At 63.3% G+C, this 25,691-nt stretch carries 24 protein-coding genes, 1 pseudogene and 1 riboswitch; of the genes and pseudogenes, 10 read left to right on the forward strand and 15 right to left on the reverse strand.

Features of this window, described 5'->3' with window-relative positions; genetic code table 11:
• Positions 1-2: 2 nt before the first annotated feature.
• The 8 genes from A9D60_RS03300 to bioB all read right to left on the reverse strand — a co-directional run bounded on the left by A9D60_RS03300 (position 3) and on the right by bioB (position 7,925).
• A complete protein-coding gene (locus tag A9D60_RS03300; RefSeq protein WP_065266292.1) occupies positions 3-968 on the reverse strand; it encodes an ABC transporter substrate-binding protein in 966 nt (321 codons plus the stop codon).
• 382 nt (positions 969-1,350) lie between these two features.
• Complete coding sequence (locus tag A9D60_RS03305) at positions 1,351-2,319, reverse strand: ABC transporter substrate-binding protein (protein ID WP_065266293.1); 969 nt, start codon at positions 2,317-2,319, stop codon at positions 1,351-1,353.
• A 162-nt stretch (positions 2,320-2,481) separates the two neighbouring features.
• Positions 2,482-3,273: a malonyl-ACP O-methyltransferase BioC gene (gene bioC, locus A9D60_RS03310; RefSeq protein ID WP_065266294.1), complete on the reverse strand. Its 792-nt coding sequence runs from the start codon at positions 3,271-3,273 to the stop codon at positions 2,482-2,484.
• The gene (locus A9D60_RS03315; protein ID WP_065266295.1) at positions 3,273-3,887 is read right to left on the reverse strand and encodes a pimeloyl-ACP methyl esterase BioG family protein; all 615 of its coding nucleotides are present in this window, start codon (positions 3,885-3,887) and stop codon (positions 3,273-3,275) included. Before A9D60_RS03315 ends, bioC begins: the two co-directional genes overlap by 1 nt.
• A gap of 3 nt (positions 3,888-3,890) precedes the next feature.
• Positions 3,891-5,189: an adenosylmethionine--8-amino-7-oxononanoate transaminase gene (bioA, locus tag A9D60_RS03320; RefSeq protein ID WP_065266296.1), complete on the reverse strand. Its 1,299-nt coding sequence runs from the start codon at positions 5,187-5,189 to the stop codon at positions 3,891-3,893.
• Complete coding sequence (gene bioD, locus A9D60_RS03325) at positions 5,186-5,812, reverse strand: dethiobiotin synthase (RefSeq protein ID WP_065266297.1); 627 nt, start codon at positions 5,810-5,812, stop codon at positions 5,186-5,188. Before bioD ends, bioA begins: the two co-directional genes overlap by 4 nt.
• Positions 5,809-6,948 (reverse strand): 8-amino-7-oxononanoate synthase, encoded by a 1,140-nt coding sequence (locus A9D60_RS03330; RefSeq protein ID WP_065266298.1) that lies wholly within the window; start codon positions 6,946-6,948, stop codon positions 5,809-5,811. The genes bioD and A9D60_RS03330 overlap by 4 nt, the downstream gene beginning before the upstream one ends.
• Entirely contained in the window at positions 6,948-7,925 is a 978-nt protein-coding gene (gene bioB, locus A9D60_RS03335) for a biotin synthase BioB (protein WP_008556688.1), read from the reverse strand. Before bioB ends, A9D60_RS03330 begins: the two co-directional genes overlap by 1 nt.
• A 212-nt stretch (positions 7,926-8,137) precedes the next feature.
• Positions 8,138-8,266: riboswitch (TPP riboswitch) on the forward strand.
• 137 nt (positions 8,267-8,403) lie between these two features.
• Here bioB and thiC point away from each other — a divergent pair.
• The 8 genes from thiC to A9D60_RS03375 all read left to right on the forward strand — a co-directional run bounded on the left by thiC (position 8,404) and on the right by A9D60_RS03375 (position 15,864).
• On the forward strand, positions 8,404-10,218 hold the full coding sequence (gene thiC / locus A9D60_RS03340) for a phosphomethylpyrimidine synthase ThiC (protein ID WP_065266299.1): 1,815 nt from the start codon (positions 8,404-8,406) through the stop codon (positions 10,216-10,218).
• Complete coding sequence (locus A9D60_RS03345; RefSeq protein ID WP_065266300.1) at positions 10,215-11,183, forward strand: FAD-dependent oxidoreductase; 969 nt, start codon at positions 10,215-10,217, stop codon at positions 11,181-11,183. The genes thiC and A9D60_RS03345 overlap by 4 nt, the downstream gene beginning before the upstream one ends.
• Positions 11,152-11,349, forward strand: a complete 198-nt coding sequence (gene thiS / locus A9D60_RS03350; RefSeq protein ID WP_065266301.1) for a sulfur carrier protein ThiS — start codon at positions 11,152-11,154, stop codon at positions 11,347-11,349. The genes A9D60_RS03345 and thiS overlap by 32 nt, the downstream gene beginning before the upstream one ends.
• A 1-nt stretch (position 11,350) precedes the next feature.
• Positions 11,351-12,118, forward strand: coding sequence for a thiazole synthase (locus tag A9D60_RS03355; protein WP_065266302.1), 768 nt, complete (start codon positions 11,351-11,353; stop codon positions 12,116-12,118).
• Positions 12,118-12,723, forward strand: coding sequence for a thiamine phosphate synthase (locus A9D60_RS03360; RefSeq protein WP_065266303.1), 606 nt, complete (start codon positions 12,118-12,120; stop codon positions 12,721-12,723). Before A9D60_RS03355 ends, A9D60_RS03360 begins: the two co-directional genes overlap by 1 nt.
• Entirely contained in the window at positions 12,720-13,688 is a 969-nt protein-coding gene (locus tag A9D60_RS03365) for a HesA/MoeB/ThiF family protein (RefSeq protein WP_065266304.1), read from the forward strand. Before A9D60_RS03360 ends, A9D60_RS03365 begins: the two co-directional genes overlap by 4 nt.
• Positions 13,685-14,389, forward strand: a complete 705-nt coding sequence (gene thiD / locus A9D60_RS03370) for a bifunctional hydroxymethylpyrimidine kinase/phosphomethylpyrimidine kinase (RefSeq protein ID WP_065266305.1) — start codon at positions 13,685-13,687, stop codon at positions 14,387-14,389. The genes A9D60_RS03365 and thiD overlap by 4 nt, the downstream gene beginning before the upstream one ends.
• A gap of 116 nt (positions 14,390-14,505) precedes the next feature.
• Positions 14,506-15,864 carry an amidase gene (locus A9D60_RS03375; RefSeq protein WP_065266306.1) on the forward strand — a complete coding sequence of 453 codons (1,359 nt, stop codon included), beginning with the start codon at positions 14,506-14,508 and terminating at the stop codon, positions 15,862-15,864.
• A gap of 6 nt (positions 15,865-15,870) precedes the next feature.
• On the opposite strand, the gene A9D60_RS03380 is transcribed toward A9D60_RS03375, so the two are convergent.
• Complete coding sequence (locus tag A9D60_RS03380; protein WP_065266307.1) at positions 15,871-16,860, reverse strand: hypothetical protein; 990 nt, start codon at positions 16,858-16,860, stop codon at positions 15,871-15,873.
• A gap of 166 nt (positions 16,861-17,026) precedes the next feature.
• On the opposite strand from A9D60_RS03380, the gene A9D60_RS03385 reads away from it, so the two are divergent.
• On the forward strand, positions 17,027-17,518 hold the full coding sequence (locus A9D60_RS03385; protein WP_065266308.1) for a hypothetical protein: 492 nt from the start codon (positions 17,027-17,029) through the stop codon (positions 17,516-17,518).
• 460 nt (positions 17,519-17,978) lie between these two features.
• Here A9D60_RS03385 and A9D60_RS03390 read toward each other — a convergent pair.
• The 3 genes and pseudogenes from A9D60_RS03390 to A9D60_RS03400 all read right to left on the reverse strand — a co-directional run.
• Positions 17,979-18,209, reverse strand: a pseudogene (locus A9D60_RS03390) (ester cyclase); the annotation flags it as partial.
• A 196-nt stretch (positions 18,210-18,405) separates the two neighbouring features.
• Positions 18,406-19,428, reverse strand: coding sequence for a D-cysteine desulfhydrase family protein (locus tag A9D60_RS03395; RefSeq protein ID WP_254656619.1), 1,023 nt, complete (start codon positions 19,426-19,428; stop codon positions 18,406-18,408).
• Positions 19,429-19,434: 6 nt separating this feature from the next.
• Positions 19,435-20,142 carry a TSUP family transporter gene (locus A9D60_RS03400; RefSeq protein WP_065266309.1) on the reverse strand — a complete coding sequence of 236 codons (708 nt, stop codon included), beginning with the start codon at positions 20,140-20,142 and terminating at the stop codon, positions 19,435-19,437.
• A gap of 124 nt (positions 20,143-20,266) precedes the next feature.
• Between A9D60_RS03400 and A9D60_RS03405 the strand changes: the two genes are divergently transcribed.
• Complete coding sequence (locus tag A9D60_RS03405; RefSeq protein ID WP_065266310.1) at positions 20,267-21,139, forward strand: LysR family transcriptional regulator; 873 nt, start codon at positions 20,267-20,269, stop codon at positions 21,137-21,139.
• A 232-nt stretch (positions 21,140-21,371) separates the two neighbouring features.
• On the opposite strand, the gene A9D60_RS03410 is transcribed toward A9D60_RS03405, so the two are convergent.
• The 3 genes from A9D60_RS03410 to A9D60_RS03420 form a co-directional block, all read right to left on the reverse strand.
• Positions 21,372-23,387 carry a putative 2-aminoethylphosphonate ABC transporter permease subunit gene (locus A9D60_RS03410; protein WP_065266311.1) on the reverse strand — a complete coding sequence of 672 codons (2,016 nt, stop codon included), beginning with the start codon at positions 23,385-23,387 and terminating at the stop codon, positions 21,372-21,374.
• 4 nt (positions 23,388-23,391) lie between these two features.
• Positions 23,392-24,498: a putative 2-aminoethylphosphonate ABC transporter ATP-binding protein gene (locus tag A9D60_RS03415; protein WP_065266312.1), complete on the reverse strand. Its 1,107-nt coding sequence runs from the start codon at positions 24,496-24,498 to the stop codon at positions 23,392-23,394.
• A gap of 136 nt (positions 24,499-24,634) precedes the next feature.
• Complete coding sequence (locus tag A9D60_RS03420; RefSeq protein ID WP_065266313.1) at positions 24,635-25,654, reverse strand: putative 2-aminoethylphosphonate ABC transporter substrate-binding protein; 1,020 nt, start codon at positions 25,652-25,654, stop codon at positions 24,635-24,637.
• Positions 25,655-25,691 lie beyond the last annotated feature (37 nt).

The following is a 25,691-nucleotide window of genomic DNA, read 5'->3' on the forward strand; positions in this document are numbered from 1 at the left end:
GCTCAGTTAATGGCGGCGTCGACAACCGGGCGCCACTTGTCCTCATTGGCGGCCATCCACTCGGCAACCACCTCTTCAACCTTGCCGCCGTCCACGTCGACCGCGCCCATCATCGGCTGCTGGTCTTCCACGGCCAGGGTGTAGTTCGAAAGGATTTCAAACGCCGCAGGCCAGGTTTCCTCGGTGCCGGACCATGCGGCCTTGAAGATGCGCGAGGGAGAGAAGTCGCAGTCGTTCACCGCATCGGGGTTCGGGCCCCAGGCGGGATCGGAGAAGCAGGCATCCTCGCCCGGCGGCAGATCGACGAATTTGACGTCATAGGCCGACATCGCCCAATGCGGCTGCCAGAAGGTGATCAGCAGCGGCGTCTTGCGCTCGGTGGCTGCGCGCAGCTCAACAATCAGCGCCGCCTCGGAGCCCGCAGGCACGGCCTTGAACGGCAGCGCCAGGCCAGTCATGCGGTCCGCACCCGGGGTGCCCCAGTCGGCCGGATAATCAACCAGGCGGCCTTCGGGCAGGGTTTCGGCAGTGGCGAATTGCGCGGCGCAGTCCTTCAGCGCCTCCCAGGCCGGCAGGCCGGGGCAGATCTCGGCCACATGCGCCGGATAGGCGATGCCCTCACGCGCGTTCAGCTCCAGGTCGCCCAGCTCGACAACGGTGCCCTCCTCGACCTTCTTGGCGTATTCGTCGGACACGTTGGAGGACCAGATTTCCAGCGTCGCGTGGATGTCGCCATCGGCAATCGCCTGAAACTGGTTCATCATGCCGGCAGAGACGTATTCCACGTCATAGCCCGCAGCCTTGAGCATTTCGCCTGCGATATGGGTCGTCACATGCTGGCCGGTCCATTCGTTCACCGCCAGCTTGATCGGCTTGCTGGTGTCGCCCAGCTCTGCCGCAGAGGCGATGCCCGCGGCAACCGTCATCGTTGCAGCGCCCAGCGCCAGTGCATATCCCTTGAAGTTCATCTCAATACTCCCTGTCATTGTTTTTGCGCCGCCGGTTGTCCGGCTTGGCGCGTCATTGGAACCCGGCGGTTCATGGCTCCTGCCAAGCCTTTTGGCAGTTCGTCTTCTTACTTGCAGGAGCCGGTGCTATTAGTGTGGCCGGGGATAATGCAAGTATTGGAACATATTACGACCGCTTGTCGAGCAAATGCGACGCAAATCGTGAAATATTTTGATTGCCGGTTCAAGTTTTTGTGCAAATAGACAAGTTCTGGAATCATCCTTGCCCGCCAGAGCCGAACCTAAAGAGCGGGCAAACCGGCCGCAGGCCGCTTCCGAAAGCAAAAACAGCGCCCCTGTTTTACAGGCGCGCTGCTGAAGCGAGAAGAGAAATATGAGCGGCTCAGGAGCGGCCCTTTCCCGTAGCCTCCTCGACAATGGGCATCCACTTGGCGCGGTTCACCGCCATCCACCCGCGCGCTGCGCCTTGCGGGGTCTCGCCGCGGACATCCACGAGGCCAATCAGCGGCTGCTGATCCCAGATACTCAGCTGGTAGTTCTTCAGGATCTCGTATGCGGCCGGCCAGCGGTCCTTCAGCTCTGGCCAGCTCGCCTTGACCACGCCGCCGCGGTAGAAGTCGCAGTCGCCAGTGGCCTTGGGGTTCGGCCCCCAGGACGGATCGGTGTAACAGGCGGGCTCCGGCTTGGGCAGGCGCACAAACTGCAGCGCATATGAGGACATCGCCCAATGCGGTGCCCAAAAGGTGGAGATCACCGGACGCTTCTCCCTGTAGGCCGCCTGAAACGCCTCAATCATTGCCGCCTCGGACTCGGCCGCGACCACGTCGAAGGGCAGTTCCAGCGCCCGGATCCGGTCGGCTCCGGGCGAGCCCCAGGATTCCGGGTAGGCCAGGTAGATGCCGCGCTTGCCCTTGCCATCTTCTGAGAAGATGCCAGCGCAGTCGCGCAGCGCCTCCCAATTCGGCAATCCAGGGCACATCTGCGCAACGTAAGGCGGGAAGACCACGCCATTGCGCGCGTCCAGCCCCATATCGCCAAGATTCTCCAGCTGCCCCGCATCCACTAGGTCGAAGTACTCAGCAGGGTCGCTGCTGGTCCAGACCTCCACCATCGCGTGCACATCGCCAGTAGCAATTTCACCATACAGGTTGCTCTGGTCCGCCTCGACATATTCGACCGTATATCCAGCCTCTTCCAGAATGCCGCCAGCAATGTAAGTCGACAGGTGCTGGCCGGTCCAGTTGTTCAGCGACAGCCGGATCGGGGTTCCCACGTCCCCCATGTCAGCTGCTTCGGCGGCTCCCGAAACCGCCAGCGCCGCAAACACCGCGGCAATCACATTGAATTTCATTGGCGTAACTCCCGTACTGCCAGTCGTCCCACACGCCGCGCCTCAGCGCAGCTCCGGGATCAGGCATATCAGGCGGGAGTTGACAAAGATTAACGGCACGCAGGAACCGGTGCGCCTTCAGATAGAAAAACGCCTAAAACTTGCCTCAAGGGCGCGCTGGAATCAGCCAGTGCGCCGCGCCACCAGCAGCACCGGATCGTAGGTCAGCGGCAGCTTGCCGCCCTGCTCGAACTGCGCGCGGTAAGCATCCTCGAACGACCGCAGCTGCCGGCGGCTCCAACCCTGCTGGGCATTACCGTTCACTCCGGTTTGACGCAGGTGCTTGAGCACATCAAGCGCTGTATCAAATTCCAGCACGACCGTTCGCTGCTCAATTGCCTGGATCTCCAAATCATCCGGCAAAACCGACGGCCATTCCTCCGCATCCAGGTAACTGGGTGCCGCGGCTGCTGACCCCAACGCTGCCAGCTCCCGGAACTGGTTGCGGCCGAAGCCCGACAGCGCCAGCCAGCCGCCCGGCTTCAGATGCATTGCCAGCCGGGCCATCAGGGCCCGCGGGTCGGGTATCCACTGCACGGTTGAGGCAGAGGCGATCAGGTCCAGATCCTGCGGCAACGGCAGGCTTTCGACCGGACCGCTTCTGAAGCGGGTCTTAGCCTCGGCCGCCCTTTCCAGCGTCTGCATCACCTGCGCGGCCTCCGGCACAAGATCATTCAGGATCAGACTGTCGGCACTGAAACGCTGCAGCAGATTCCGGGTCAAATGTCCTGTACCGCAACCGAATTCCAAAACGCTGCCAAAGTGCCGCTGTGCGCACTGATCCTGCAGCATCCGGGCTAGATTTCCGGCTGTTCCTGCCTGCACCGAAGCCGCGCCATGATAGCTCTCAAGCCCGCGGCGGAAACTTTGCTGCACGCGGAACTGATCCAGGTGCGGGGACTGCATATCCTTCATCAGAACAGATCCTCCCATTTCACAAACCGGTCGAACGGTGCATGCGGCGCGTCCAGATGCGACACATTCTGCCCGGCCCAGGCGCGGGCCAGGTTGGCGGGCGGAAAGATCTTGTCGCCGGAGCTGATCCAGACCCGGCTGAACCGCATCTGCGGCGCATCCCCCCGGCGCTCCACCGCCAGCAACTCGGCACGCCGGGCCTCAACATCCAGTGCCTCAGCTTCCTGCGGGGTGCCGAAGACACGGCCCAAGAACTGCTGGTAGCTGTCCAGGCTCAGGGTTTCCACGGTGCGGCGGAACACGGCGGGCGGAATACCCGCGCCGCGGTTCACCGGCTGCAGGCTGCCGTTCACTGCCGCCTTGCGGCTGAACGGATCCGGACGCCCCTGCTGCCAATGGGCATATGAGGCCACACCAAACGACCAGGCCAGCAGGCTAACTGTTTCATAGCCGGACAGGTCAGGCAGGTCGGCTTCCAGATCGGAATAATCATTGGCAAACAGGATGTCCTGTTCACCGTCCAGGTGCCAGAACACCTCCGGCCCCACAGCCCAGCCGCCGAAGACCACAATGGCCTCGGCTGCCTGGTTCTGTTTGAGCCAGCGGAACTCCATGGCTTACAGCTCCCGCGCCAGCCGCAGCATGCCTGCGGTGATTTCGCTCAGCTGATCCGGTGAGGTGATGAAGGGCGGCATGGTGTAGATGTTGGTGCCGAAGGGGCGCAGGAACACGCCCATCTCATGCGCCCGCGCGTGGGCCTCATCCGCCGAGACCCGGTGCTTCATCTCGATAACGCCAATGGCACCCAGCACCCTAACATCCGCCACGTTGGGCAGGTCGCGCGCCGGGGCAAGCTCGGCCTCCATCTGTTCGCCAATTGAAGCCACCGTGCCGCGCCAATCCTGGCCCGTGAGCAGGTCCAGCGAGGCCTTCGCGGCCGCACAGGCCAGCGGGTTGCCCATATAGGTGGGACCGTGCATGAACAGGCCCGGATTGCCGCCGCCGATGCCCTCTGCCACACGGTCATTGGTCATGGTGCAGGCAAATGAGATATGACCGCCGGTCAGCCCCTTGCCGAGGCAGATGATATCCGGCTCCACCGTGCAAAAGCTGGTGGCAAACAGTTCGCCCGTGCGGCCAAAGCCGGTGGCGATCTCGTCGAAAATCAGGAGGATGCCCAGCTCGTTGCACATGGCACGGGCCTGATTGAGATATTCCGGGTGGTAGAAATACATACCGCCGGTGCCTTGCACCACGGGCTCCAGAATGAAGGCGGCGATCCTCTCGGCGTTGGCTTCCAGCACGGCGCGCAGCTCATCCAGGCCGTTCTGCGACGGGTCGTCGATCCACTCCTCGTGGATGCGGACCGGCGGGCGGGAGACGAAGTGCTGCACGCTCAGCGCGCCCTGGAACAGGTGGTGCATGCCGGTGTCCGGGTCGCAGACGCTCATCGCCTTCCAGGTGTCGCCGTGATAGCCGGAGCGGATGGTGGCGAACTCCTGGCGCTCCGCCTGGCCGATGGCGTGCTGGTATTGCACCGCCATCTTCATTGCCACCTCGACCGAGACGGACCCCGAATCGCAGTAGAAGATGCGGGTGAGGCTTTCGGGGGTGACCTCCAAGAGCTTGCGGCCCAGGTCGATGGCCGGGTCATGGGTCAGCCCGCCGAACATCACATGCGGCAGGGTGTCGAGCTGGTCGTGGATTGCCTGGGTGATCGCCGGGTTCTTGTGGCCGTGCATCATGCACCACCAGGACGACATGGCGTCGATCAGCCGGGTGCCGTCGTCCAGGGTGATGTACATGCCTTCGCTTTCCTTCACCACAAAAGTCGGGCCGGGCTTGGCGACATTGGTGTAAGGATGCCAAAGGTGCTGCTGGTCGAATTCCAGTTGGGTGAGGTCTGCGGCGCTCATGCCAAGGCCTCCTTGATCAAGCCCACCCGGATGCTCGCTTGAAACGCTACCGCCAAAGCGTCAGAGGTCAGCTCGCCCAGTACCGGCAAGCGCCCCAGATGCGCCACTTGGCCGAACTGGCAGATGGTTTCCTCCACCGCCGGTTCCGCGTCACCGATGAATGCTACGCCGACAACCTCACAGCCCGCATCGCGTAGCGCCTTCAGCGAAAGGAGCGTATGGTTTATCGTCCCCAGCTGCGTCCGTGCACACAGGATCACCGGCGCACCCCAGCGGGCGAACAGGTCGAGATACAGCACCTTGCGGTTCAGCGGCACCATCAGCCCGCCTGCGCCTTCAGCCACCAGCACGCCTTCGACCTCAGGCAGCGGCAGCGCGTGCGGGTCGATCTCCACACCCTCGGCCTCTGCCGACAGATGCGGCGAGGCGGGAAGCTGCAGCAGGTACCCCTCCGGCAGCGCCGGGCGGCCCGACAGGCGGGAAACGATCTGGCTGTCGGTCTCCTCCTCCAGCCCCGATTGCACCGGCTTCCAGTAGGTTGCGCCCAGCGCCTGCACCAGGCCGGCCGAGAAAATAGTCTTGCCGATGCCGGTATCGGTTCCGGTCACGATCAGCGCGCTCATGCTGCACTCTCCATTTCCCGGGCGAGGTCTTCGAACATCTGGGTGATGACTTTTGACCCGGTATTCAACGTGATCGACAGCCGCAGCCGTGAGGTGCCGCGCGGCACTGTCGGCGGGCGGATGCCGCGGATGTCATAACCGCGGGTCTGCATTGCAGCGGCCAGCGCCATGGTGCGCTTGTCGTCGCCGATCACCACCGGCAGGATCTGGCTTTGATAACCTTCCAGCCCGCAAAGGCGCTTGGCCTCGCCTTGGGCATGGATGATCCCTTGCCAGGCTTGCTCACGGCGGCCCGGGTTCTGTTGAAGTTCCTGCAGGGCTGCCCGCACCAAAGCCGCATTCAAGGGCGACGGCGCGGTGGCAAAGATGAAGCCGCGCGCCTTGTTGATCAGCGTCTCGATCAGCACCCGCTGACCGCAGATCAAAGCGCCAGAGGCGCCCAGCGCCTTGCCGCAGGTGTGCAGGGACAGGACGTTCGGGCGGTGGGCGATGCCGTGTGCCAGCCCGCGGCCCAGATCGCCGAATACGCCCGAGGAATGCGCCTCATCCACAACCAGAACCGCGCCCTCTGCATCCGCCAGCGCCATCAGTGCCTCCAGCGGGGCGAGGTCTCCATCCATCGAATAGACCGCCTCAACCGCGATCCAGACCTGGCCTGCGCCGCCTGACGAGCGCCAGTCCTTCAGCACCCGTGCCGCGTCCTCCGAATCGCTGTGTGCAAAGCTGCGGGTCTCTGCCCGGCCCAGCCGCATCCCGTCATGGGTGCTGGCATGGATCAGCGCGTCATAGAGCACCAGATCGCCCTGCTGCGGCAGGGCGGAGAAGATCGCCTGATTGGCGTTGAAACCGCCGCCCATGAACAACGCGGCCTCGGTGCCGAAGAATTCAGCCGCCTCAGCTTCCAGACGCTGGTGTTCCGCGTCATTGCCGCGCAAGAGGCGCGAGCCGCCCGCCCCCACCGGCACCCCGCGCGCCAGCGCGTCTGCGGCGGCGGCGCGCAGCACATCGCTGCCCGCCAGCCCGATATAGTCGTTGGAGGCAAAGTCATGCCCGTCCCGCGGCATCAGCTGACGGTAGCGTCCGCGCGTGCGCAGCGCTTCCAGCGATTTCTCATGCCTCGGGAAGGCGCCCGCCATCAGCGGCTGCCGTCGCAGCCCGCAGCCATGGCGGTGATGCCCAGACGGTCGAACAGCTGCTGGTCCTTATCCTCTTCGGGGTTGTCCGCGGTCAGCAGCGTGTCGCCCACAAAGATCGAGTTGGCCCCGGCAAAGAAGCACATCGCCTGCATCTCGTCGGACATGTCGGTGCGGCCCGCAGACAGGCGCACATGCGATTTCGGCATCAGGATGCGGGCCAGCGCCACGGAACGGACGAATTCGATCGGGTCCAGCTTCTCGACATTGGCCAGCGGCGTGTCGGCGATCGGGATCAGCATGTTCACGGGCACCGAATCCGGATGCACCTCCAGCGTCGCCAGCGCCAGCATCATGTCGATGCGGTCGAGCTGCTGCTCCCCCATGCCGACGATGCCGCCGGAGCACACCTTGATGCCCGCTTCGCGCACCCGGTTCAGGGTGTCGATACGGTCGGCAAAGGTGCGGGTGGTGATGATTTCGGAGTAGTAGCGCTCCGAGGTGTCGATGTTGTGGTTATAGTAGTCGAGACCGGCATCGCGCAGGCGGAACACCTGTTCCTCGTCCAGCATGCCCAGGGTCATGCAGGTTTCCATGCCCAGGTCCTTGACCCCCTGCACCATCGCCTCCAGCGCCGCCATGTCGCGGTCCTTGGGCGAGCGCCAGGCGGCGCCCATGCAGTAGCGGGTCGCGCCGCCTTCTTTGGCTTTCTTGGCCTCCGCGATCACCCGTTGCACCTCGATCAGCTTGGAGGCCGAGAGCTGCGCGCCGTTGCGGGCTGACTGCGAGCAATACGCGCAATCCTCGGCGCAGCCGCCGGTCTTGATGCTGAGGAGCTTGGATTTCTGCACCTGGTTGGGGTCGAAGTACTGCCGGTGCACGGTGTGGGCCTGAAACAGCAAGTCCATGAAAGGCTTGTTATAAATCGCTTCCGCTTCCTCGCGGGTCCAGTCGGTGCGGATGGGTGCAGCGTCCAGCATGCTGTCTCCTGTTCTCTATACCTGTTGGCCATGCGCGGATGGCGTTTCCGGTTTTATAGATAATTTTGAGAGCACCGATCAAGCATCAAAGCTGCGCTGCAGCGATTTGCCTCAAATATCTACCTATAAGGCCAACACCGAACTGATATTAATGCCAAAAAATAATCTACAAAGATTCCGGTTGACGCAAACCCCGCACCTCCCCTAGCCCTATAGGCACGCAGGGGAGTCCCGCCCAAGGGACTGAGAGGCGTCATGGTGCGGGGTATCCCGGACCGGCGGCGCGACCCTTTGAACCTGACCCAGTTGATACTGGCGTAGGAAGCAAGAAACATGGCGCGGCGCCCCGGCGGCAACCCGTGTTTCGGACAGGCAGCATGCGTGCACCGGCCGTACACCGGCTGTACACCCCCCTGCCCGTTTTCCTCCGTCCCGGCTCAATTGGTGTTTTTGAACCGAAGGCCCGGAGGAACACCAGATGAACGTCCCCAACCCGAAAATCACCACGGGCGCATTGCCCGCATCGCAAAAGATCTACGTCAGCGGCGAAGTCCACCAGGACATCCGCGTGCCGATGCGCGAGATCTCTACCCACCCCACCGCAGGCGAGGCGCCGCTGCCGGTCTATGACAGCTCCGGCCCTTACACCGACCCCGATGTGCTGACCGATATCCGCCAGGGCCTGCCGCAGCTGCGCCGCCAGTGGATCGAGGCCCGCGGCGACGTCGAGAGCTACCAGGGCCGCGACGTGAAGCCGGAGGACAACGGGTTTGTCGAGGGCGACCGGCTGACGCCGGAGTTTCCAGTGAAACCCGCCCCCTTGCGCGGTAAGGACGGCAAGGCGCCGACCCAGCTGGCCTATGCGCGTGCCGGCATCATTACTCCGGAGATGGAGTTCGTGGCGATCCGCGAAAACCAGCTGCGCGAGCTGTCGCCGTGCCACACCAAGCGCGACGGCAATGATTTCGGCGCCAATATCCCAGACTACGTCACACCGGAATTCGTGCGCCAGGAGATCGCCGCAGGCCGCGCCATCATCCCCGCCAACATCAACCACCCGGAAATCGAGCCGATGATCATCGGCCGCAATTTCAAGGTGAAGATCAACGCCAATATGGGCACCTCGGCCGTCACCTCCTCGATGGAGGAAGAGGTGGACAAGCTGGTCTGGGCTATCCGCTGGGGCGCCGACACCGTGATGGACCTGTCAACGGGCCGCAACATCCACAACACCCGTGAATGGATTGTGCGCAACTCCCCTGTCCCGATCGGCACCGTGCCGATCTACCAGGCGCTGGAGAAGGTGAACGGCATCGCCGAGGACCAGACCTGGGAAGTGTTCCGCGACACGCTGATCGAGCAGGCTGAGCAAGGCGTCGACTATTTCACCATTCATGCCGGCGTGCGGTTGCACATGGTGCCGATGACGGTGAACCGGGTGACGGGAATTGTCTCGCGCGGCGGCTCGATCATGGCCAAGTGGTGCCTGCATCACCACAAGGAGAGCTTCCTCTATGAGCATTTCGAGGAAATCTGCGATATCTGCCGCCAATATGACGTGAGCTTCTCTCTGGGCGATGGCCTGCGCCCCGGCTCCATCGCCGATGCCAATGACGAGGCGCAGTTTGCCGAGCTGGAAACCCTGGGCGAGCTGACCAAGATCGCCTGGGCCAAGGACTGCCAGGTGATGATCGAGGGGCCGGGCCATGTCGCCATGCACAAGATCAAGGAGAACATGGATAAGCAGCTGGAGTGCTGCCACGAGGCGCCGTTCTACACGCTGGGGCCGCTGACCACGGATATCGCGCCGGGTTATGACCACATCACCAGCGGCATCGGGGCGGCGATGATCGGCTGGTTCGGCTGCGCGATGCTGTGCTACGTGACGCCGAAGGAGCACCTGGGCCTGCCCGACCGGGACGACGTGAAGACCGGTGTGATCACCTACAAGATCGCCGCCCATGCTGCCGACCTCGCCAAGGGTCTGCCGGGCGCCCAGCGCCGCGACGATGCGCTGAGCCGCGCGCGGTTCGAGTTCCGCTGGGAAGATCAGTTCAACCTGTCGCTGGACCCGGACACCGCGCGTGAATTCCACGATCAGACCCTGCCGAAACAGGCGCACAAGGTCGCGCATTTCTGCTCCATGTGCGGGCCGAAGTTCTGCTCCATGCGGATCAGCCACGACATCCGCTCCGAGGCGCAGAAAGAGGGCATGGAGGCGATGGCCGCCAAGTTCCGCGAGGGCGGCGAGCTGTATGTGCCTGCCGCTGAAGCAGCGGAACCGGCGGAATGATCACCATCGCAGGCGCGGGTCTGGCCGGCCTCGCCTGCGCCTATGAACTGGCGCAGCGCGGGTCGGCGGTCACCGTCTATGAGCGGGGCGAAACTCCCGGAGACAGCAGCGTCGCGCGCTTTGCGGGCGGCATGCTGGCGCCCTGGTGCGAACGCGAAAGCGCTGAGGAGGAGGTTGTCAACCTCGGCAGCCGCGCCTCGGACTGGTGGGCCAAGATCACCCCGGTCCACAGGCGCGGCACACTGGTGGTAGCGCCTGCCCGCGACCGGGCGGAGCTGACCCGTTTCGCCCGCCGCACTTCGGGCTACCGCAGCGTGGACGGGGCAGAGATCGGCGCGCTGGAGCCGGCACTGGCGGGACGGTTTGCGCAAGGACTTTTCTTTGAGCAGGAGGCGCATCTGGACCCGCGCCGCGCCCTGCGCGATCTGAGCGCCAAGGTGCAGGAGCTGGGGGTGGAAATCCGTTACGGCTCCCCAGCGCCGGCCCGCGTCACGCTGGATTGCACCGGCATGGCGGCACCGCTGCCCGGTTTGCGCCCGGTGCGCGGCGAAATGGCCATCCTGCACTGCCCGGAGGTGGAGATCACCCGCACCCTGCGCCTGCTGCACCCGCGGATGCCGCTGTACCTGGTGCCCCGCGGAGAGGGGCACTTCATGATCGGCGGCACCATGATCGAGAGCAGCTCTGACCGTGCCATCACGCTGCGCTCCTTAAGTGAACTTTTGAGCGCGGCCTTTGCCCTGCACCCGGGGTTTGCCGAGGCCAGCGTGGTGGAAACCGGCGCGGGCCTGCGCCCCGCCTTCCCAGACAACCTGCCGCGGCTGACCGAGCAGGACGGCACGCTTTACCTCAACGGGTTGTACCGCCACGGCTTCCTGCTGGCGCCCGCGATGGCGCAGCAGGCCGCGGACCACCTGTTACCGGAGACATCAGATGAAGATCATCGTGAACGCCAAACCGCATGAGATTTCGGCAAGTGACCTGCAATCTGCCCTGCGGGAACTCGGCTTTGCCGGTTCCTCGGTCGCGACCGCGCTGAATGGCACATTTGTGGCCCGCGGCCAGCGGGCAGAGGTGCAACTGGCGGAGGGCGACCAGCTGGAAGTGCTGGCCCCGATGCAGGGAGGCTGAGATGCAGCTTTACGGAACAGAGATCACCTCACGGCTGCTGCTGGGCACGGCGCAATACCCGTCGCCTGCGGTGCTGACGGAGGCGGTGAAGGCCAGCGGCACGGAGATCATCACCGTGTCCCTGCGCCGGGAGACCGCCGATGGATCCGGCACCGCCTTTTGGCAGGACCTGCAGAAGACCGGCTGCCGCATCCTGCCGAACACCGCGGGCTGCCATTCGGTGCAGGAGGCGGTGACAACTGCCCGTATGGCACGGGAGCTGTTTGATACGCCGTGGATCAAGCTGGAGGTGATCGGCCATTCCGACACCCTGCAGCCGGATGTGTTCGGGCTGGTGGAGGCTGCGCGGATGCTGAGCAGCGAAGGGTTCCAGGTTTTTCCCTACACCACCGACGATCTGGTGGTGGGCGAAAAGCTCCTGGAAGCGGGCTGCGAGGTGCTGATGCCCTGGGGCGCACCGATCGGCTCCGGCCAGGGGCTGCGCAACCCGGATGCCTTGCGCGCGATGCGGGCGCATTTCCCGGATGTGCCGCTGGTTGTTGATGCCGGGATCGGGCGGCCATCGGATGCCGCCCAGGCGATGGAGCTGGGGATGGATGCGGTGCTGCTGAACACTGCCGTGGCCAAGGCCGGCGACCCGGCAGGCATGGCGCGCGCCATGGCGCTGGCTGTTGAGGCTGGCCGCGCGGGCTTTACTGCCGACCCGATGGAGCGGCGCGACATGGCGGTGCCCTCAACCCCGGTTCTGGGAATGGCGGAGTTTGCTTGATGGAACGGTTTTATCTGATCACAGGCCATGTGGGACGGCTGGAGTTGCTGGTGCCGCATGGGGTCAAGCTGGTGCAGCTGCGGATCAAGGACCAGCCGGAGGCTGAAGTGCGCCGTCAGATTGCCCGGGCGCGGGATTTCTGCGCGGTGCATGATGCCCAGCTGGTGGTCAATGACTATTGGCAGGCGGCGCTGGATCTGAACTGCGGCTTTGTGCACCTGGGACAAGAGGACATGGACACCGCCGACTTTGCCGCGCTGCGCCGCAAGGGAGTCCGCTTCGGCCTGTCGACCCATGACGAGACGGAGCTGGACCGCGCCCTGTCCCTTGGGCCCGCATATGTGGCGCTGGGGCCGGTTTATCCGACGCTTCTGAAGAAGATGAAGTGGGGGCCGCAGGGGCTGGAGCGGGTGACGCGCTGGAAGCAGATGGCGGGAGAGACCCCGCTGGTGGCCATCGGCGGGCTGACGCCGGAGCGGCTGCCGGGGGKGTTCGCCGCGGGTGCCGACAGCGCGGCGGTGGTGACAGACATCCAGCTGGCAGACGACCCCGAGGCCCGGACCCGCGAATGGGTGCAGGCCTGCCGGATCCGGGAGGACGCATGAGCCGCTATGCGCGCCAGATGATCCTGCCGGAGGTGGGTGCGGAGGGTCAGTCGCGGCTGGCCCGCGCCCATGTGCTGGTGGTTGGTGCCGGGGGGCTGGGCTGTCCGGTGCTGCTATACCTGGGCGGTGCGGGTGTCGGGCGGCTCACCATCATGGATGGCGACGTGGTGGAGGAGAGCAACCTGCACCGGCAAGTGCTCTACTCCATGGCGGACATCGGCTTGCCCAAGGCAGAGGCGGCACGGCAGCACTTGCTGGCCGCCAACCCAGGTCTACAGGTGACAGCGCAGGCTGCACGCCTTGATGCGGCCAATGCGGTGCAGACGGTGGCAGCAGCTGATCTGGTGGTGGATGCGGCGGACAGTTTTGCGGTGTCCTATATCCTCTCTGACGAGTGCCTCAGGCAAGGCAAGGTGCTGATTTCAGCCTCCGCATTGGGGCAATCGGGCTATGCCGGGGGCTTCTGCGGCGGTGCGCCATCGCTGCGGGCGGTGTTTCCGGACCTGCCGGCGCAGGCCGCGACCTGCGCAACCGCCGGTGTGATGGGGCCGGTGGTGGGCCTGATCGGCGCCCTGCAGGCGCAACTGGCGCTGAAAGTGCTGCTGTGGCATCAGCCCTCACCGCTGGGGCAACTGTTTGTTTTCCGCCTCGGAGAGCTCCAGGTGAGCACTTTCCGTTTTGACGAAGCCGAGGAACCGGAAGATGCCCTGCCCTTCATAGCCGCCAGTCACATCACGCCCCAGGACACGGTGATTGAACTGCGGGACGCGGCAGAGGCACCGCAGCCGGCGGTGCCACAGGCCTTGCGGGTCGCCCGCGCGGATCTTCCGGCCGCCGGGTTGCCGCGTGACAAGCGGGTCGTGCTGTGCTGCCGCAGCGGGCTGCGGGCCTGGGGTGCGGCACAGGATCTGCGGCAAGCCGGGTATCGCAACCTCGCCCTGCTCGCCGCCGGGAACAGCGCATGACGGTGATCCTTGCCATTGGCGGCACCGACAGCAGCGGCGGCGCGGGGCTGACGCGGGACACAGCCATGGCCGCAGATCTGGGTGTGACTGTCCGCCCGGTGGTGACAGCCGTCACCGTGCAGACCGATGCCGCGGTTCTGGGTGTTCACCCCTGCCCGCCCGAAGCTGTGGCGGATCAGATCCGCGCGGCCCTGGCAACAGCCCCGGCGCCGGCTGCTGTGAAGATCGGCATGCTGGGCTCCGCTGAGGCGGCAGAGGCTGTGGACCATGCCCTGCCAGCCGGGCTGCCCATTGTGCTGGACCCGGTTCTGAAAGCCAGTTCCGGCGGCACGCTGATGGACGCAGGCGGGTTTGGCACCTTGCTGCGCCGCGCGGCGCTGATCACGCCGAACCTGGCGGAACTGGAAGTGCTCGCCGGTATTGACGGCCCGCTGGAAGCACAAGCGGCGGCCCTGCTGGCCCAAGGCATGCAGGCGGTGCTGGTCAAGGGCGGGCATGGTACTGGATCTGAAAGCACCGACCTGTTGTTCACGCCGCAAGGGTCAGTCAGGCGGTACACGGCGCAGCGGCTGCCTGTGTCGAAACGCGGGACAGGATGCAGCCTTGCCACCGCAATCGCCTGTCACATGGCGTTGGGTGCTGATCTGGACGGCGCCTGCGGCCAAGCCAAGCACGCCGTCCACCGCTGGCTGCGCCGCTGAACGGCGCAAGGTCGCAGGCAGGCCGCTTTCAGGCCGGTTTCAGGACGGAGCGAAGCGTTCAGGCTCCTTAGGGTCACGGCAGCAACGCCGCCGCCTCGACCGGGAGACCTGCCAAAATGACCGATATCACAGCGCTTACCGCCGAGGAGATGGCAGGCAAACTGCGTGCGCGGGAGCTGAGCGCCAGCGAGGTGCTGGCGGCCCACCAGGCGCAGACCAAAGTGCAGGAACCCACGGTCAACGCATTCATCACTCTGGACTGGGAGGCGGCAGAGGTGCGGGCGGCGGAGCTGGATGCGATGGCCGCACGCGGGGAATTTGCCGGCCCGCTGCACGGACTGCCGGTTGCCATTAAGGATTGCTTTGAAACCAAGGGCCTGCGCACCACCTGGGGATCGAAGAGCTTTGAAACGCTTGTGCCGGACTACGACACGCTGCATGTGGCGCGGCTGCGCGAAGCTGGTGCGGTGATCACGGGCAAAACCAATACGCCAGAGTTCACCCTGTCCGGCCAGACAACCAATCTGGTGGCAGGCACCACCCGCAACCCGCTGGACCCCACTAAATCGGTTGCGGGAAGTTCAGGCGGAGCGGCGGCAGCGCTGGCGGCAGGCATGGCAGCGCTGGCGGACGGCTCCGACCTGGGCGGCAGCACCCGAACGCCAGCGGCCTGGTGCGGTGTAGTGGGGATGCGCCCCTCCTCCGGCCTGATCCCCTATGGCCCGAACCCGTCTCCCTTTGACGGGCTGTCAGTGCCAGGACCGATGGCGCGGACTGTGCGGGATCTGGTGCTGATGCTGGAGGTTATGCAGGGCAATTGCACAAGCCAGCCGCTGGGGTTCTGGCAGACGCTGCCGCGGCTGGCGGAGCAGGAAGAGGCCCCTGCCCGCGGCGCTGGCCGGGTGACTCTGTCTCTGTCGCCGTTCGGGGCAAGCGTCGAGCCCTCGGTGCAGGCGGCGATTGCCCCGGTGGATGCGCTGTGCCGCGAGCTGGGCTGGCAGGTCGCAGAAGACACGCCGCCGCTGGAGCCGCTGATGGTGCATCAGGACATCATCCGGGGCCAATGCGCGCTGCAGCTCCGTGCTGCGCTGAAGCCGGACATGGCGCTGGCAGGCGAAAGCTACCGCACCGCCTGCGCCCAGGCCGAGGGGCGCAGCCTGGCGGAGCTGATCGCTTATCAGACAACCCGCGCCAAGGTCTGGGCAGATGTTTGCGCCTTCTTCGAGCGTTACGACTTTGCCCTCTGGCCCACGGCGACGGGGATGCCGTTCTCCGCAGACCTGCGCGACGGGGAGATCACCGAGGATTGGCGCACGGTGACGCTGACGCCGCCGATGGAGCTGCCCTCGGTCTCGATCCCCTTTGGGCAATCCGCTGACGGGATGCCAGTTGGGCTGCATATCACCGGGCCGAAAGGATCTGATGCGCGGCTGCTGCAGTTTGCCCGCAGCATCGAACGGGCGCTTCAGGGCTGACCCGCCTCAGCGCATCCAGAAGCCTTCGGATTTGATCCGGTTGCGGATCGCCTGCTCGCGCCGGGGCAGGTTTTCGCGGTCAAACAGCGCCCGCACCTTCTCGCCGCGGCCCTGGTAGACCATGCGCTTGATCGGCTCGTAGCCCTTCAGCACCTTCTTGATCCGGTTCGGCGCGGCCACTTCGTGCAGCACCTCTACCACGCGGTCGCTTTCGCGCGCGTAGAGCAGCGGGAACAGCCGGTAATGGCAGCTGGTTTCACCGTCTAGATAGCCTGCGGGCAGCGCATCGCGCCCGCCGCCAAAGGAATGGATCACCAGCGGCAGCACGACCTGATCCAGCCAGGGATCCAGGCTTTGCCCCACCAGCTCCGGCGGGGGATCGTTCCTGACTGACTGCGCATATTCCAGGAACCGCTTGCCGAATGCCTGCGGGCAGGCACCGTAGAAGAAGCCCGCGTTGAAATAGAGGTAGCGCTTCCAGTATTCATCCGGCTGGCTGAGGTCGAGGCTGGACTGGAAGTCGAGACTGAAACGGCCATAAAGCGACTGCCAGATGCCCGCGTATCCCGGCCCGTAGAGCGTCGGCTTGGGCCAGGTGCCCTCGACCCGCAGCGACGCCGAGGGGCGGGAGAAGTCAAACGGCACCTCGGCCAGCTCACCAATGATCAGCGTGTCAGTGTCGAAGAACACAAACGGCTCCCCCTCGGGCAGCGCCAGCAGCGCCTCGATCTTATTGCCATAGGGATAGGCGGTTCCGAACACCTTGCTTTCAAATAGCAGGATCTCCGCATCCAGATCCGCAAGGGCCTGCAGGACATCCGAGTTGCGGATGCCGGGATCCTTGTCCCACAGCGGCCCCGGCTGCGGCACCGCAACGAACAGGCGCCCGGCAAACCCCGGCGAGCAGCGGCGCAGCGAGGCTGCAAACAGCAGCGCCTCATACTGCAGCCGGCCCGCCTGGCCGACGATCATCACATTGAAGGGGGCATTTGCCATTGTTTTCCCCGTTTTCCGCCCCTGCCGGGCGGTTAGGACTGCGCGTTAAGGCCGCAAAGAGACTTGCCTGCTAAGCTAGCTATAAGCCGGCAAACTGCCACGCAACCGGCCATTGGAATTTCGGGACGCCTTGTGACGCAAAAGGCTCCGTATTTGGAGAGAGACGATGTTTGATGTGATCCTGGCCATTGTTGCCGCCTCCGCGCAGCCCGGGACGGACGGCGGCTCACCGGAAACCGCGGCTGCCGCGCCAGCACCCGCCGCCGTGCAAACCGCCTTGGCCGCAGAACCGCAGGAGGCCACCGGCCGCTTCACCACCGCACTGGAGGTCAAACCGATCCTGGCCGCGACCCAGGCCAACTGGATCCATGTCCGCGAATTCGACGGCCAGGACCTGCTGTATGTGACCCACCTGTGGTCCTGGCGCTGCGGCCTGGTGCAGGTCAAGCTGGGGGTGAATGGCCAGACGCCGGAAATCTGGCCGCTTCCGGACTGCCATCTGGAGGAAGGCTTTCCCAACATGATCAAAGAAGAGGACGGCCTGCCCTACCGCAGCTATCCGCTCGGCTCGATTGAGCAAATCGCGGTCGAAGTGACCTATGACGACCTGAGCACCGAAAGCCTGACCTTCAGCCGCAACGGCCAGCCCCTGCAGTGATCCGGCGGCTCCTGCCCCGCTCCAGCCTGTGGACTGCGGCAGTTAAAAGCGGCCGAGGAGCATGCTAGGGTTGCTGAACCGGACACACCTGCTTGTGCTGATGCAAGCAGTTTCGCGAGGTGGAACCGTCCAGCTCAAGCGGCTGCGGAAAGGGAACTAGCGGTGACCTCGGCGGAACGGCAGTCCTGTGCATTGCGCCACATGCCTTGCATTGGAAATGCTTTCTAGGCGTTTTCAAACACTGAAAATCTGCCGCCTGTGTTCACGCCAAGAAACAATGTTCTGGAAACTTTTTGGGGCTGGGATATCCAGCGACTTCAGCGTCAGGATCCATTGATTTCGCTTCACTACCGCCAAAAGCTGAAATCGCAATGTCACAGCTCACATGACTTAGGCACGGTTGCTGACCAGGCAGCGAGGCGCTGCCTCAAGCGCCCCTGCTGCAGCGCGCATGCAGAACTTACTTGCCGGAAGGCTGCCGTAACGCGCCAGCCCAATCCTCGACGTGATAGGACTGCGCGATCACACCGTCCTCAAGCTTGTGAATGTCAATCGTCAGGATATCAATTCCGCGGCCCTCGCCGTCAACTCCGAACAGGAGGCCTGCGGGCGCGCCGGTGGCGTGGCGGCGGACAACCACAGTGTCGCTATCCTGGTGCATATCCTGTACTGCCCATTCGAGATCGGGGACGAGCTTGGCAAACCCTCCCCCGAATCCCGGAAATAGCCCCGCTGCCGGATCCGAAGCCTATACAGGATGCGGCGGGACGTTGCCGACTTGCTGATCCGTGTCCTGTTTTCGGCGCAAACTGCCAAAACAAGCCACCGCTCTCTGATGATCGCCGTAGCTCGCTTCACTCAACCTCAAATCCAAGGTTCCTGCCGTATCAATCTGGCTGCAGCTCCTCCTGATAGCCAAACAGAGCAGGCTGACCGCCGGTGTGCAGCATGACGACCTTTTGCCCCTTGCGGATCACCCCCTCCTTGAGCAGGCCCAGAAGCCCGGCAAAGGTTTTGGCGGTGTAGACCGGGTCCAGGAAGATGCCCTCGCTGCGGGCCATCAGGGTCAGGGCATCCCGGGTGCCGCTGCCGACGCGTCCGTAGCCGGGCGCCAGCGCGCCATCCCAGACGTTGATGCTGTTCATAACCAGCGCCGGATCGAACTGCATCAGATCCGCCAGCTTGCTGAGCACCTTCTGCATCCGTGCGTGCTGCTGGTTCCGATCGCGGCGCACGCAAATGCCATAGACCGGCGCGGTTTGCCCTGACAGCCGCAGGCCGGTCAGGAAACCGCCATGCGTCGAACCGCTGCCCGACGGAACCACGGCCGCATCGAAATCTCCGATCTGTTCATTCAGCTCTGCCCCGCCAGGCACATACCCGAGCGCACCAAGCGGCGGGTGATCAATTCCCAGATGGATCACATAGGGCTTGCGCCCTTCCGCCCGCAGCTGCTCGGCCCGTTCATGCAGCGCATTGTCGGCTCCGGCTTCATCCTTTCCCAAGGGGTAGCTCATATGCTCAGCGCCCAGCAGCTGCGCCAGCAGAACATTGCCAGACCGGTAGTAATGCTCGCCCATGCCTGGCACGCGCTCCTCCAGCTGCAGCACCGATTGCATGCCCAGCTTTGCAGCCGCAGCGGATGCAGAGCGGACATAGTTCGATTGCACGGCACCGGTGATTAGAATGGTATCTGCCCCCTGCTGCTGCGCTTCACCGAAATAGAACTCCAGCTGGCGGGTCTTGTTGCCGCCAAAGCTGAGGCTTGTGAGGTCATCCCGCTTGATCCACAGGTCGATCCCAAGGCGGTCCGACAAGCGCTCAAGCCGCTCAACCGGCGTTGCACCGTACATCAGCCTGGCACGCGGGAACTCCGCAAGCTTTGCATCAATGTTCATCGGGTCTGTCATGTCTTGTCATCCGATCAGATAGGCGCGCCGGAACAGGGCGGCACAGGCGAAAATGGAAACCACCCGGATTGCGAGCGAGATCGCGGCTTGCGGCAGATACGGGCAGGTCAGGCGGCCCAGCAGGCTGCCGAGAACGGTCGCTGCCGTGAACTGCCAAAGCCAGGGAGCGCGGGCGAAAGCTGCCCAGTCCGACAGGTAATGCAGTGTGAAGGCCGATCCATAAGCAACCAGCGCCACAGGCTGCACCAGCTTGCGCGCTTCCCCGGCGCTCCGTCCGGTGGCCAGCAGGCCGAGAACCATCAACGGCCCGGGTGTCGCAGCCCAGACTGTTGCCAGCCCCGACAGGCCTGAAATTGTCCGGAACCCATGTCGGCCGACAGTGTTCCTTCGCGGAATCAGCGACGAAGCGACACCGATCAGGAGCAGCACAGCAGTTAGCGACAGGACCGCCCGCTCTGACAATAAGGGATAGATCAGCAGCCCCAAAACGATCCCTGCGAGGCATCCGGACACGGCATTCCGGACCAGGGATTTGTCCCGCAGCCAAGCCTGTCGGTCGGTCGCCAGAGCCGAGACCACCGTGTTCAGCATAAGCAGCACCGGAACAGCCGTGGCGGTCCCCAGCAGGACCATCATCACTGGAGCAACCACGATGCTGAAGCCGATCCCGACGCCCGCCTGGAGCCCGGCGCCAGCAGTGATGGCAAGCAGCAAGAGAGCGAGTTCACCGGGCACAGCAGTTTCCTTTTGCAGGTCGCAGCCCGAAACTTAATGCCGTCCATTCGGGAATAAAAATCATCTTATTGGATTTTTTGATACCCAAATGTTATCAATCCAAATGCGTATCACAGCCCGCCAGATCGAGCTTTTCCAAGAAGCCTACCGCCATCGTTCCACCCGCAAGGCTGCGAACGCGCTGCACATTTCGCAACCCGCGATCAGCAGGGTTGTGGCCGAACTTGAAACCGAAATGGGCGTGACGCTGTTTGACCGGTCAGGGCGCAAATTCGAACCTACGGCAGCCGCGCACAGCCTGCAGCAGGCCGTACAGAAGCACTATCAGGGTCTGGAGAGAATCCGTGAAACCGCCTCGCAGATTGCTTCTGGCACGGGCGGCCACCTTCGCGTCGCAACGGTGCCCGCCGTGGCCGACACACGGGTTGCTGTTGCCGCCGGAAAGCTCATGACGGAGTATCCCGCCTTGCGGATAGACGTGGATGTTTTGAATGAACGCGCCGGACTGGCCGCGCTGCGCGAAGGCCGCGCCGATTGTGCAGTTGTATCATCTGATCCCGGAGATCCCAATCTGACCTGCACCAGGCTGGCCGACATTCATCCTGTCGCTATTCTGCCCCCGGGGGATCCGCAGGCCGGAAACCAGACAATTTCTGCTGCGGAACTTGCAGAGAAGCCACAAATCATGCTGCCCCCGCTCAGCCCTTTCCGCCGTGCGGTCGAAAACATGTTCGATCGGGAAGGAGTGGCATTTCAGATCCGCGCAGTAGGCCGAACGCAAACGGCCGTTGCAGGAATGGTCGCGCAGGGGGCCGGCCGGGCCATTGTCGACAAGAGCATATTGGCCGCGGCCAAAGGTGTTGATGTCTCAGCTGCAGCTCTGACATCAGAGCTGAGCTGGCCGATAAGGCTGATAACCCTGTCAGCTTCTCAGGACATACCAGGGCTTCGAAGATTTACAAAAGAACTGCTGTAGATCCTGCACCCGCACAAAGGCATTTTGCCGGCCGCAACAGAGCTGTTGCCCCTGGTATCTGCGGCCGGCATCAAAACCTTGCACAGCTTGTTCGGATTTCTTTCAGACGGTTGGAGTGACGGCCTGTCTCCGAACTGAAATATTGCGCGGGTCCAATCCCTCCTTCTGGATGCCTTTCCCGCAAACCACTTATTCGTTGGCAGGTTTTCCTCACTCAACCAAAATTCTGTTGCTAACGGCTGCGCCAGGCTTGTGTCCTCCTCAGAATACCGCGGGACGCCAGCAGGTGAATGACCCGGGCCAGCGCATTGGTGTAGAAGATCATCATCCCCATCGCCGCTGCCGGGGCGATGTCGCCTGCGTCATCCATGTTCAGCACCGCAATCGAGGCCAGCGTGGTCTTGGGCGAATAGAGGAACACCACCGCCGACACCGTCGTCATCGCATTGACGAAGAGGTAGATTGATATGTCCAGCACCGCAGGCAGGCAGACCGGAACCGTCACGCGGGCAAACAGTTTCATGGTCGGCTGCTTGAGCGAGGCCGCAACCGATTCAAACTCCCGATCCATTTGCTTGAGGGCGGTGACCGCCGTCAGATGCGACACCGTGTAGAAGTGGGTGACGGTGCAGACCACCAGGATCGCCATGGTGCCGTAGATCGCATTCAGCGGGTTGGCGGGGTTGTTGAAGAAGAAGATGTAGGCCAGCCCCAGGACCATGCCCGGGATTGCCATTGGCAGCATCGCGAACATCTGGAAGATGGCGCGTCCGGTGCGGAAACCTTTGGATTTCTCCACCAGATAGGCACCAAAGAACACCACCGCGGTGCCGGCCACAGCCGTCATCAGCGCAAGCTTGATGGAGTTCACGTAGGAGCCCCAGCCGCCGCCGTCCATCTTATCGAACTGGTAGTTGTTCAGGCTGAGACTGAGGTCATAGGGCCAGAACTTGATCAGCGCCGCAAACTGGCAGACTGCCAGCAGCCCGGCGATGAACAGGCCGATGAGTGTGCAATAGGCAAAGAAGATACGATCCATCTTCTTGTTCGGCTGCGGCTCATACGGGACCGAGCGTGCCGACAGCAGCGCCACCTGCTTGGACTGAACCATGCGGTCGATTGCAAAGGCGAGGATTGCGGGGATCACCAGCACCACGGAGACCACCGCGCCCATTTCAAAATTCTGCTGGCCGATCACCTGCTTGTAGATATCCACCGCCAGCACGTTGAACTGGCCGCCGATCACCTTAGGCAGGCCAAAGTCGGTGATCACAAGATTGAACACCACAAAGGCCGCCGAGATCAGACCGTAGCGCGCACCCGGCACCGTGACCGTCCAGAAGGTGCGCCAGGGGGTAGAGCGCAGGCTGGCCGCGGCCTCGTAAAGGCGCGCGTCAGAAATCGCCAGCGCGGTTGAGATGATGATGAAGGCATGCGGAAAGGTGAAGAAAACAGAACCGATCACGATGCCTATGGGGCCGTATATGCTGGCGCCGAACAGAAGTTCTTTGATCATGCCCTGGTTGCCGAACAGGTAGACCAGCGCGATACCCGGCAAAAGCGACGGCACTAGGATCGGGGCCATGGCAATGAGGCGGAACACACCCTTGTACTTCATGCAGCTGCGGTTCAGCGCGTAGGCGAACCAGAAGGCAAGCGAGACGGTGACGACGGTACTGAGGACCGCGATCCACAGCGAGTTCTTGATCGAGTTGAACAGCGCAGGCGTCGAGAAATAGGAAACGAAGTTGTCCAGCCCCCGTGCCTGCACGGGGCGCAGCTGCACCCGGCGGAAGGTGTTTGAGTCGAGTGTGACCCACTCGGTGCCAGTTTGCAGATTCGAGCCGATCAGGAAGCGGCCTGTGTCGGAGGTATTACGGATCTGGTACATCACCGGGCTGCGGAAGCTGAAGTCGGGGAAGAAGCCGGTGACCGGCAGCCGCCCGTCAGCACCGGTGGACAGATCGGCATCGGCAAAAGTGGCGCTGCGTGCGTTCAGGTCTGCGCCGGTCAGGACGCTGCCATCGAACTGGCCCGCCTCATCGCTAACCTGGAATTCGTATTGCGACAGCTCCACCCGGTAGGTGGAGAAGGATTTCGACAGCATCGCATAAAGCGGAAAGACCAGCGACACGACCAGGTAAAGCGCGATGATGATCATACTGCCGCGCATGATGATATCGTCGCGGCTCAGCTTGCCCTTGATCACTGGTCCAGCGGGCATGACGGATTGCGAGGTGTCAGTCATCTGCTCACGCCCCCTGCCCGTCTTGCGCAAAGGCCATCAGCCGGTTGTCAGGCAGTTCGATTTCCATCTGGCAGCCGGCCTCCAGACCCAGGCGCCGCACCGCGTTGATGGAGAAGTCTGCGATCAGTTCCTTGCCGCCGAAACGCTCACTGGTCAGGCGGCAGCGCCAGAAGGAGCCGAGGAATTCCATTTCCGCCAATTGAACGTCGATACAGTTGCGGTTGCCGCTGCTTTCAAGGTATCCGGCCTCATGCGGGATCACGTCCTCGGGCCGGATGGCGGCAATGACCGGGGTGCCATCGGCAAAGTCATGCGGCAGGCAGGCAAAGGTCTTTTCCCCCACAGCCAGACGTCCGCCCTTGGCAACTGAGGAGCTGATCTGGTTCATCTCGCCGATGAAGTCGGCCACGAACAGATTGGCCGGCTCGCGGTAGATTTCTGTGGGGGAGCCGACCTGCTCAATAACACCGTGGTTCATCACCACGATGCGGTCGGCCATGGCCAGCGCCTCTTCCTGATCATGGGTCACCATGATGGTGGTAACACCCAGCTTGCGCTGCAGTTCCTTGATCTCGTGGCGCAGGTGGACGCGCACCTTGGCATCCAAGGCAGACAGCGGTTCATCCAGCAGCAACAGGCCGGGATTGGTTGCAATGGCCCGCGCAAGGGCGATCCGCTGCTGCTGGCCGCCGGACAGCTGTGCCGGGTACTTGCGGCCCTGATCCGGCAGGCCAACCAGTTCCAGAAGTTCAGCGACGCGCGCATTGATTCCCTGTTTGCTGCGGCCTGCGTTTTCCAGGCCGAAGGCAATGTTCTTCTCAATGGTGAGGTTCGGAAACAGCGCATAGGACTGGAACACGATACCGAAGTCGCGTTCGGACGGCGGCAGGTTGGACACGTCCTGACTGCCCTGTGTCACGGTGCCCTTGGATTGCAGATCCAGACCCGCAATGGCGCGCAGCAGGGTGGTCTTGCCGCAGCCGGACGGGCCAAGGAAGCAGATGAATTCACCCTCCGTCACGTCCAGGGAGATGTCCTTCAGCGCGATGAAGCTGCCGAAGGCTTTCCAGAGGTCGCGGATGCTCAGGTAGGTTTCTTTTGGCGGGGTCATTTGAAGCACGTCGTTGGTCCTTGCATATGCCAACGCGGCACCCTGTCTTTTGTCAACGGGCGGCATGGCTCAGGGCATGGGCAGTGAGAATGGGGAAGGCAGAAGGGCGGAAGGCTACCCCTCCGCCCCCGAAGGCCTATTTCGCTTCCGACTTGCCGTCGTAACGGGACTGCCATTCCTTGAGGATGGCAGCGCGGTTGTTGGCCGCGAATTCGAAATCATTGTCGATCATTGCGTCCAGCAGCCCCTCGGGGAAATGCTCAACCGGCTTGGCGACGCCCGGGTAGGCCACCACCGCATAGCCGGTGTTGTACATTTCGTTGGCTTCCTTGGTGACGGTAAAATCGACCAGTGTCTGCGCGGCCTCCAGGTTTGCAGTCCCAGCGACAATGGCAGTTGCTTCCATGTCCCAGCCAACACCCTCCGATGGCACGATAATTTCCAGCGGTGCGCCTGCAGCCTTGGATTTGGCACCACGGAAGGCGAAGGAAATGCCGATCGGGATTTCGCCGGCCGCTGCCAGCTTGCAGGGTTTGGAGCCGGAATGGGTGTAGCGCGCTATGTTCTCATGCAGCGCGTCCATGAACTTCCAGCCTTCCTCCTCTCCGAACATCTGCAGCCAGCTGGAGACATCCAGGAAGCCGGTGCCGGAAGAATTCGGGTTGGGCATGATCACATGGCCGGCATACTGCGGATCGGTCAGATCCTTCCAGGACGCGGGCGGCGTCAGGCCCAGTTTCTCTGCCTCAACCGTGTTGTAGCACACCGAGGCCACCCAGGCGTCCATGCCAACCCAGCTGGGCGGGCTGTCGCCATCAACGAACTTCGGATCCAGCTGATCCACACCGGCAGGCGCATAGGCTTCCAGCATGCCTTCGGATTTCAGCAGCAGCAGCGAGGTCGCCGCAAGCCCCCAGACCACATCCGCCTGCGGATTGTCACGCTCGGCCAGCAGCTTGGCGGTGATGATCCCGGTCGAGTCCCGCACCCAATTGATTTTGATGTCCGGATGGCTCTGATTGAAGGTTTCGGCATAACGGGCAAGATCTTCGGCCTCCACCGCAGTATATACGGTCAGTTCCGTTTCGGCGAAGGCCGCGCTGGCAGCCGTCATAGTAAAGGCCAGAGCGGTTAAGAAAGACGCTTTCTGTGTCATGGGTTTCCTCTGTTGGTTGGATGTTATTATTGGTCAC

It is taken from the genome of Leisingera sp. JC1 (assembly GCF_001679925.1).
Taxonomy (GTDB): domain Bacteria; phylum Pseudomonadota; class Alphaproteobacteria; order Rhodobacterales; family Rhodobacteraceae; genus Leisingera.

What these genes read in the sequence shown, in the direction of transcription:
- A9D60_RS03330 (WP_065266298.1), bottom strand. Translation starts at nt 6,948, where the DNA reads ATGGCGGGCGCCTTCCCGAGGCATGAGAAATCGCTGGAAGCGCTGCGC.
- bioC (WP_065266294.1), bottom strand. Translation starts at nt 3,273, where the DNA reads ATGAAGGATATGCAGTCCCCGCACCTGGATCAGTTCCGCGTGCAGCAA.
- A9D60_RS03380 (WP_065266307.1), bottom strand. Translation starts at nt 16,860, where the DNA reads ATGGCAAATGCCCCCTTCAATGTGATGATCGTCGGCCAGGCGGGCCGG.
- A9D60_RS03395 (WP_254656619.1), bottom strand. Translation starts at nt 19,428, where the DNA reads ATGACAGACCCGATGAACATTGATGCAAAGCTTGCGGAGTTCCCGCGT.
- A9D60_RS03385 (WP_065266308.1), top strand. Translation starts at nt 17,027, where the DNA reads ATGTTTGATGTGATCCTGGCCATTGTTGCCGCCTCCGCGCAGCCCGGG.
- A9D60_RS03375 (WP_065266306.1), top strand. Translation starts at nt 14,506, where the DNA reads ATGACCGATATCACAGCGCTTACCGCCGAGGAGATGGCAGGCAAACTG.
- A9D60_RS03415 (WP_065266312.1), bottom strand. Translation starts at nt 24,498, where the DNA reads ATGACCCCGCCAAAAGAAACCTACCTGAGCATCCGCGACCTCTGGAAA.
- A9D60_RS03420 (WP_065266313.1), bottom strand. Translation starts at nt 25,654, where the DNA reads ATGACACAGAAAGCGTCTTTCTTAACCGCTCTGGCCTTTACTATGACG.
- A9D60_RS03315 (WP_065266295.1), bottom strand. Translation starts at nt 3,887, where the DNA reads ATGGAGTTCCGCTGGCTCAAACAGAACCAGGCAGCCGAGGCCATTGTG.
- bioB (WP_008556688.1), bottom strand. Translation starts at nt 7,925, where the DNA reads ATGCTGGACGCTGCACCCATCCGCACCGACTGGACCCGCGAGGAAGCG.
- thiC (WP_065266299.1), top strand. Translation starts at nt 8,404, where the DNA reads ATGAACGTCCCCAACCCGAAAATCACCACGGGCGCATTGCCCGCATCG.
- thiS (WP_065266301.1), top strand. Translation starts at nt 11,152, where the DNA reads ATGAAGATCATCGTGAACGCCAAACCGCATGAGATTTCGGCAAGTGAC.
- bioD (WP_065266297.1), bottom strand. Translation starts at nt 5,812, where the DNA reads ATGAGCGCGCTGATCGTGACCGGAACCGATACCGGCATCGGCAAGACT.
- bioA (WP_065266296.1), bottom strand. Translation starts at nt 5,189, where the DNA reads ATGAGCGCCGCAGACCTCACCCAACTGGAATTCGACCAGCAGCACCTT.
- thiD (WP_065266305.1), top strand. Translation starts at nt 13,685, where the DNA reads ATGACGGTGATCCTTGCCATTGGCGGCACCGACAGCAGCGGCGGCGCG.
- A9D60_RS03300 (WP_065266292.1), bottom strand. Translation starts at nt 968, where the DNA reads ATGAACTTCAAGGGATATGCACTGGCGCTGGGCGCTGCAACGATGACG.
- A9D60_RS03410 (WP_065266311.1), bottom strand. Translation starts at nt 23,387, where the DNA reads ATGACTGACACCTCGCAATCCGTCATGCCCGCTGGACCAGTGATCAAG.
- A9D60_RS03305 (WP_065266293.1), bottom strand. Translation starts at nt 2,319, where the DNA reads ATGAAATTCAATGTGATTGCCGCGGTGTTTGCGGCGCTGGCGGTTTCG.
- A9D60_RS03405 (WP_065266310.1), top strand. Translation starts at nt 20,267, where the DNA reads ATGCGTATCACAGCCCGCCAGATCGAGCTTTTCCAAGAAGCCTACCGC.
- A9D60_RS03365 (WP_065266304.1), top strand. Translation starts at nt 12,720, where the DNA reads ATGAGCCGCTATGCGCGCCAGATGATCCTGCCGGAGGTGGGTGCGGAG.
- A9D60_RS03355 (WP_065266302.1), top strand. Translation starts at nt 11,351, where the DNA reads ATGCAGCTTTACGGAACAGAGATCACCTCACGGCTGCTGCTGGGCACG.
- A9D60_RS03345 (WP_065266300.1), top strand. Translation starts at nt 10,215, where the DNA reads ATGATCACCATCGCAGGCGCGGGTCTGGCCGGCCTCGCCTGCGCCTAT.